The sequence below is a fragment of the Candidatus Dormiibacterota bacterium genome (genome assembly GCA_035536395.1).
GTDB lineage: Bacteria > Patescibacteriota > Saccharimonadia > UBA4664 > DATLOE01 > DATLOE01.
Genome location: DATLOE010000004.1, coordinates 24416 through 30812, shown reverse-complemented (window position 1 = coordinate 30812; position 6397 = coordinate 24416). Strand labels below are relative to the sequence as shown.

Annotated in this window: 7 protein-coding genes; 4 read left to right on the top strand and 3 right to left on the bottom strand. The window is 49.3% G+C overall.

The window, feature by feature from the left end:
- Window positions 1–342, top strand: a 342-nt coding sequence (locus tag VNA68_01060) for a hypothetical protein (protein HVE80716.1), incomplete at its 5' end; no start/stop codon positions are given.
- Here the strand turns inward: VNA68_01060 and lepB are convergent.
- Entirely contained in the window at window positions 339–974 is a 636-nt protein-coding gene (gene lepB, locus VNA68_01055) for a signal peptidase I (GenBank protein ID HVE80715.1), read from the bottom strand. The two genes, VNA68_01060 and lepB, sit on opposite strands and share 4 nt — an antisense overlap.
- A 107-nt stretch (window positions 975–1081) precedes the next feature.
- On the opposite strand from lepB, the gene VNA68_01050 reads away from it, so the two are divergent.
- From VNA68_01050 to VNA68_01040, 3 genes are read left to right on the top strand one after another with little or no spacing between them, the layout of a single operon-like run.
- A complete protein-coding gene (locus VNA68_01050; GenBank protein ID HVE80714.1) occupies window positions 1082–2557 on the top strand; it encodes an LCP family protein in 1476 nt (491 codons plus the stop codon).
- The gene (locus VNA68_01045; protein ID HVE80713.1) at window positions 2554–3312 is read left to right on the top strand and encodes a hypothetical protein; all 759 of its coding nucleotides are present in this window, start codon (window positions 2554–2556) and stop codon (window positions 3310–3312) included. The genes VNA68_01050 and VNA68_01045 overlap by 4 nt, the downstream gene beginning before the upstream one ends.
- Window positions 3312–4451, top strand: coding sequence for a trypsin-like peptidase domain-containing protein (locus VNA68_01040; GenBank protein HVE80712.1), 1140 nt, complete (start codon window positions 3312–3314; stop codon window positions 4449–4451). Before VNA68_01045 ends, VNA68_01040 begins: the two co-directional genes overlap by 1 nt.
- Here the strand turns inward: VNA68_01040 and prmC are convergent.
- Window positions 4448–5251, bottom strand: coding sequence for a peptide chain release factor N(5)-glutamine methyltransferase (gene prmC, locus VNA68_01035; protein HVE80711.1), 804 nt, complete (start codon window positions 5249–5251; stop codon window positions 4448–4450). The two genes, VNA68_01040 and prmC, sit on opposite strands and share 4 nt — an antisense overlap.
- Complete coding sequence (gene prfA, locus VNA68_01030; protein HVE80710.1) at window positions 5248–6294, bottom strand: peptide chain release factor 1; 1047 nt, start codon at window positions 6292–6294, stop codon at window positions 5248–5250. The genes prmC and prfA overlap by 4 nt, the downstream gene beginning before the upstream one ends.
- Window positions 6295–6397 lie beyond the last annotated feature (103 nt).

Genomic DNA, 6397 nt, shown 5'->3' with positions numbered 1-6397 from the left:
ATGGTGGTAGAGGGCAAGCTGTCCGAGGGTCACGCCCGCGCCCTGTTGCCAGTAGATGATGCACGCAGGCAGATTGAATCTGCCGAGCTGGTAATAAAGAACGGCTGGACCGCTCGCCAGACAGAAGAGTTTGTACGCAATCTGAAGCAAGACCAAGCCACCCCAGCCGCCCAGGTAGCCAAAAGGGTGGCCAGCACCAATGAGCTCACTAAAGGGCTACAGAATTATCTGGGCACTAAAGTTACCCTCCAGCCAACCGCCAAAGGGGGTAAATTACTAATCGAATATAAATCAGAAGACCAGCTAGAAGAGATCTATCGCACAATCAAGGGCGAAGGCTAAAAGCTTCGGATACCGTTTAGAGGTATCAGGCGCAGAACTACATCGCCAATAATATTCTCCACGGGCAATACGCCCCAATCACGCGAATCAGATGAACCACCCGGGCTGCGGTTGTCTCCTATGACATATACAGTACCCTGGGGTATAACCATATCGGTATCGTTGTAGGTAAAATTACCGCTCGGCAGGTAGCCTGTATTAGGGTCGAACCCCTCCGGCTGGGAACTGTTATATATGCTGACCTGACCATCTTTAATTACTATCCTGTCTCCAGGCAGACCGATGACCCTCTTTACATAAACCAGGTTGGGATCTTTAGGGTACTTGAAGACGATGATTTCGTTACGCTTAGGAGTGTAAGCCGTCTTATTTTGGCTGACGACGCCTGCCGCCATAGCCTTAGTAGGGCCAAGCTTGTTGATGATTAAATAATCGGAGTTTTGCAGGGTCGGCACCATAGAGCCGCCTACCACATGAAAGGTTTGAATTACGAAAAAATTAACGACTGCAACTATTGTAATAGGGAGAATCAGCCAACTGAATATACCCTCAAGTAGATCCCGACGCAGTCCTGGCTCCGGCTTGGTTATTTTGGTTTCTGGCTCGGCCGGTTCCGGCTGGTGCGTGTTCATACCTAAAAAGTATACTTGCCAACTGACAGTTCCAGCAATACTAAGTTGCCCGTTTTGTGTATAACTAATTTTGTACATAGACGCTCCAGACCTTTATAATAAAGCTAATGGTTGATAAATTTTCTGTAAAACGGCTAGACGGACCGTCTCGCCGGTCTGTACCTGATAGCCAGAAGGCAGATGGTGTAATAGATCTAAAAGCTATGGCTCAGCCCCCTGAGTCGGCTTTTACTTACCAACGCCCTGGGGCAAAGAAGACCCGGCCTATTAGACGTAAGCTGGTTGCCTCTCTTGCAGTTTTTACGGCCTTAGCCGTGATCGGCTTCGGATTGACAGCTGTTATGGCCAGCCATAAGGTAATTACCAAGAATTCCGGCTCCGGCGCTCCGGCGCTAGCTGGTGATATTAACCCCACCAAGCTTAAAGGCGAAGGTGATGGGCGTATTAACATCTTGCTGCTTGGTATCGGAGGAGTTGGCCACGAAGCTCCGAACTTGAGCGACACCATGATAGTGGCCAGTATAGACCCTCGTACCAAGGATGTAGCCATGCTTTCGATACCCCGGGATTTTTACGTTAAGATTCCTGGCTATTGGTCTAGTAAAATTAATGCCGCCTACGCCTGGGGAGAAAAGAAAAAAGCCGGCGAAGGGGGAGAGGTGGCCAAAGCCACGGTATCAGAGGTAATGGACGTGCCGATACATTACTACGTAAGGGTCGATTTCGCGGCCTTTAAGCAGGCGGTGGATGCTGTCGGTGGCATAGATATCACGGTTGATAAGGCCATTAATGACCCTGAGTACCCTTGTGATAACGGGCGGGGGGTCTGCCCCTACAGGCTGGCTGCTGGAAAGTATCACATGGACGGCGTTCAGGCCTTAAAGTACAGCCGTTCTCGCAAAGGTTCAGCGGGAGGAGATTTTGACCGAGCTGCCCGCCAGCAAAAAGTTTTAGTGGCTCTTCGTCAGAAAGCACTTAATCTTTCCACTCTTAGCAATCCGATAAAAATGCTGAATTTAATTGATACGGCAGGCAACCATATTAAAACCGATCTTCAGCCCAACGAGCTGAAAAAGCTTGGAACTTTGGTAAAGGATATGCGCACCAATCGGATTACCCAAAAAGTTCTAGATACATCCCCGGAGGGCCTACTAAAGCTTGGCAACATTCCTGGCGCCGGATCTATCGTCGTGCCTAAGGCCGGGCTGTATGAGTATACCGGCATTCGGGAGCTGGTGCATTCGATATTCGTTGATAATTACCTTAAAGAAGAGGCGGCTAAGATTGAGCTGCAAAACGGTACAACCAAGCCGGCCTTTGCGGCTACTGTTGCCAAGATTCTTACTGGCTACAACTATAAGGTGGTGGCTACTCTGACTGCTCCGACCCAGAACTATCCTAAAAGCGTGATTTATGATTATACCGGAGGGAAGAAGCCCTACACTGTGAAATATCTAGAGAAGCGGTTTGGCGCCAAGGTTCAAAGAAAAAGTTACGAGCCCCCAGCCGGTACGACCACCCCAGCACCCGATATAGCTGTTATAATCGGCAGTAACTATCAGCCTAACACCCATAGCCGATGATCAGAACTTTCGTACTAGCCTTATTTTATATCTTCCTAGCAACGGCCATCCTGTTTCTGAGCCATTATAACTATCTGCCAATCGCTCTAGCCCTTGCTATGCTACCAGCTGCTGGCAGTTGGTGGCGGCACGGGCGCAGCGTGCAGGCTTTGGTGCCGGCCGTACCCAAGATAGTTTTTGGGGTGAGTGTGGCAACCCTGATTGGCTTAAACCAGCAGCCCACTGGCCAGCCGATATTCCCTCTGGCTAGCCAGGCGACCCTCGCGGCTTTTTATGCCGGCTGGCTAACCTGGCTGCATGTTGCTAAATCTTCTCCAGACAAACAGCTGATGGTAGCCGCTGTTAATCAATTTTTCATTATATCGGCTATTTTTTTGGCGGCAGCTTTTTGGCACTGGCCCGGCTTGGCGGTTGTGGTAGCTAGCTGGTTTGGCAGCTATCTTGTGGCTTATTGGCTCTTAAGCGAACGCAGCGATCAAAACGCCGGTATTTTCGCGGTAATCTGGGCTTTGGTGGTGGCGGAGATGGCTTGGGTGTTCAATAGCTGGCTGGTGAATTATGTAATAGCCGGAGGGTACGCTATTGTACCCCAGGCCGCGCTGATTATTATGGGTTTAGGGTACTGCTTTGCCAGTGTTTACCAAGCACATCAAGCCAGAAGCTTAAGTAAGCGCCGGCTGGTAGAATATATATTAATCGGTGTAATTATGCTGGCTATCGTAGTAGCTGGCACTAGATGGAGCGGAACTGTTTAATGGCAAAAGAGACAACCAAAAATCAGACAGCAAACGAAGACGGTCTTCCTTACCCGGTTGCGAAAAAGATTGTTACCCTGAGCCTCTTTTTTGGTGTGCTAGGAGGTTTGGTAGGAGGGTACGTAATGGTCAAATACGCCCCTATTGCGGGCATCAAGCAGGTTCTTCTGCAAGAAAATTCAGCTACGGTCCAAGTGGCTAAAAAAGTATCACCAAGTGTGGTTTCAATAACTTCCGAGACCAGTATACGGAGCTTCTTCGGTACATCCAGCACCCAGCAAGGTGCTGGCACAGGCGTTATTCTATCGGCGGATGGCTTGATACTGACTAATAAACATGTGGTGCCAGAGGGCGCCAGTTCTTTCAGTGTCTTCACCTCGGATGGTAAAGAATATAAGGATGCTAAGGTTATAGCCCGCGATTCTCAGAACGACCTAGCTTTTATTAGAATCAGTGCTAACGGGCTGACACCAGCAGAGTTAGGAGATTCCGGCAGTGTGCAGGTAGGCCAAACGGTGATTGCGATTGGTAATGCCTTAGGGCAGTTTGAGAATACGGTGACAAAAGGCGTCATTTCGGCTATTGGCCGGCCAGTTGTAGCCGGAGATGGGGAGGGCGGCCAACAGGAACAGCTGCAGAATCTAATTCAGACAGACGCGGCTATTAACCCTGGTAATTCCGGAGGTCCTTTGGTGAATATAAGTGGCCAGGTAGTTGGCATTAATACGGCTGTGGCCGGTGAGGCCGAGAACATTGGCTTTGCCATACCTATTAATGAGGCCAAGCAAGCATATGAGAGCCTAAAAAGTCGCGGTAAGATAGTGCGCCCGTATCTCGGAGTACGCTATATGCCGATTACTAAGGAGCTGGCGGCCAGCAATAGTCTGCCTGTCTCAGAAGGCGCTTACGTAACTGCCGGAGGTGAGGAGCTGGCAGTTATACCCGGTAGCCCTGCCTCGAAGGTGGGACTAAGAGAAGGTGACATTATCGTGAAAGTGGTAGGTAAAAAAGTAGATAATAATAACACCCTCTCAAGCTTAATAAGCCGTCGTAGAGTGGGCGAAAAGGTAGCTCTTACCATCTTACGTGACGGGAAAGAGTTAACTATAGGTGCAACGCTGGAAGAATCTCCCGGCTAAGACCGCCCAAGAACAGTAATAAAATATTCTTTCTTAATTGGCTTTAGTCCTATTTTGGCAGCCTCTTCTACTAATACCTCTTGCTGCCATGGGTCGGATTCTGTAAACACATAAGCGTCTTGCTCTAAGTGAGGGGGGAGTTGCGTAAAGAATTCGCGATATAGCCTTAATCCATCATTACCTCCCAACAGAGCCACTCTAGGTTCGTGCTTAACCTCTGGCATCAAATCGGCCTTATCTTCCAGATAGGGCAGGTTAGCGGTAACGGCTGAGAACTCACCTTTAATACAATCTAGCAGATTACTTTCATGGAACTTAATATCTACTTGGTGTAATCGGGCGTTTTTAATGGCTATAGCTAGGGCCAGGCGACTGACGTCGGTGGCGGTTACTTTAAGATCTGGTCGCTGTTTGGCAATTGCAATAGCGATTGCTCCGCAGCCGGTGCCGACATCGAGCAAATGCGCATTTTTGGGTGTGTACTTAATGGCAAGTTCCACCATTTTTTCGGTTTCGGCTCTGGGGGTTAGGACATGTTTATTAATATAGAAGTCTAAACCGTAAAACTGTTTCTGGTGAATAATTTGAGAGAGAGGGATTCGTCTTAAACGCTTTTGCACCAGCACATCAAAACGCCTGGCGTCTACTGCTGTAGGACTTTTTTCCAGATGGGCTAGGAGTCGGCTGCGATCGGTTTTTAGTATATACGCCAGCATAATTTCGGCATCGAGCTTGGCGCTTGAGATACCGAGTGATTTTAATTTAGTCTCAGCACTTTCTAGCAGCTTTCGGGCTGTCATGGGGCGGCTGATTCTAGCTTGCGTATAGCGTCTTCTTGCTGCAAGGCTTCTATCATATCGTCTATATTACCGGCCATATACTGGGTCAAACCACGCTGGGAGCGGCTAATGCGGTGGTCGGTAACTCTATCTTGAGGGAAGTTGTAGGTGCGAATTTTCTCGGAGCGGTCACCGGTACCGATTTGGTTCAGTCGAGCCTCTCGGTTGGCTTTTTGTTCTTCTTCAAGCTTTTGGGCCAGCAGGCGTGAGCGCAGTACCCCCATAGCCTTTTGTTTGTTTTTAAGCTGGCTTTTCTCATCTTGGCAAGTTACCACTAAGCCAGTCGGTAAGTGGGTAATGCGTACGGCTGAATCGGTAGTGTTCACCGACTGCCCACCATGGCCGCCTGAGCGGAAGACATCTACGCGCAGATCTCCCTCGTTAATTTCCAGTTCTGATTCTTCAGCCTCAGGCAGAACGGCAACAGTAACTGTAGAAGTATGCACCCGGCCTTGGCTTTCTGTAGCCGGTACTCGCTGCACACGGTGTACGCCAGATTCATACTTTAGCTGGCTGTACGCGCCATCGCCCTTAATGGCAAAAATTATTTCTTTATATCCGCCAACATCGTTCGGGCTTTCGCTTAAGATCTCGGTCTTCCATCGCCTTGTTTCGCTGTAGCGCACATACATGCGGTAAAGCTCAGCTGCAAACAGGCTCGATTCATCGCCTCCGGCGCCGGCGCGGAGCTCCATTATCACGTTTTTTTCATCATTCGGGTCTTTGGGCACCAATGCTACCTGCAAACGGCCTTGGATTTCGGCTAGTTTTTGCTCCAGCAGGGGGAGCTCGACGGCTACCAGTTCGGCCATCTCTGGGTCGTTCAGGGCAGCTAGGTCCTGCTGAATCTGACGCTGCTGATCATAAAGAGCTATAAGAGGCGCTAATTCTGCCTGCCGTTTGGCCAGCTTGGCTCCTTCAGGTGTACCGGCTAGGCTGGCATCACTCATTTGGCGCTGCAGCTCTTCGTATTCCTGTCTAATTTTAGTTTCAGTTGTATCCATATCGGTTATTAACAAAAAACAGCACTAATACTATTGTACAGTGCTGTCCCTTTTTGCTTAAGATTCAGTTTGGTCTTTGGCTGGGTCCTGTTCTGGTGCTAGC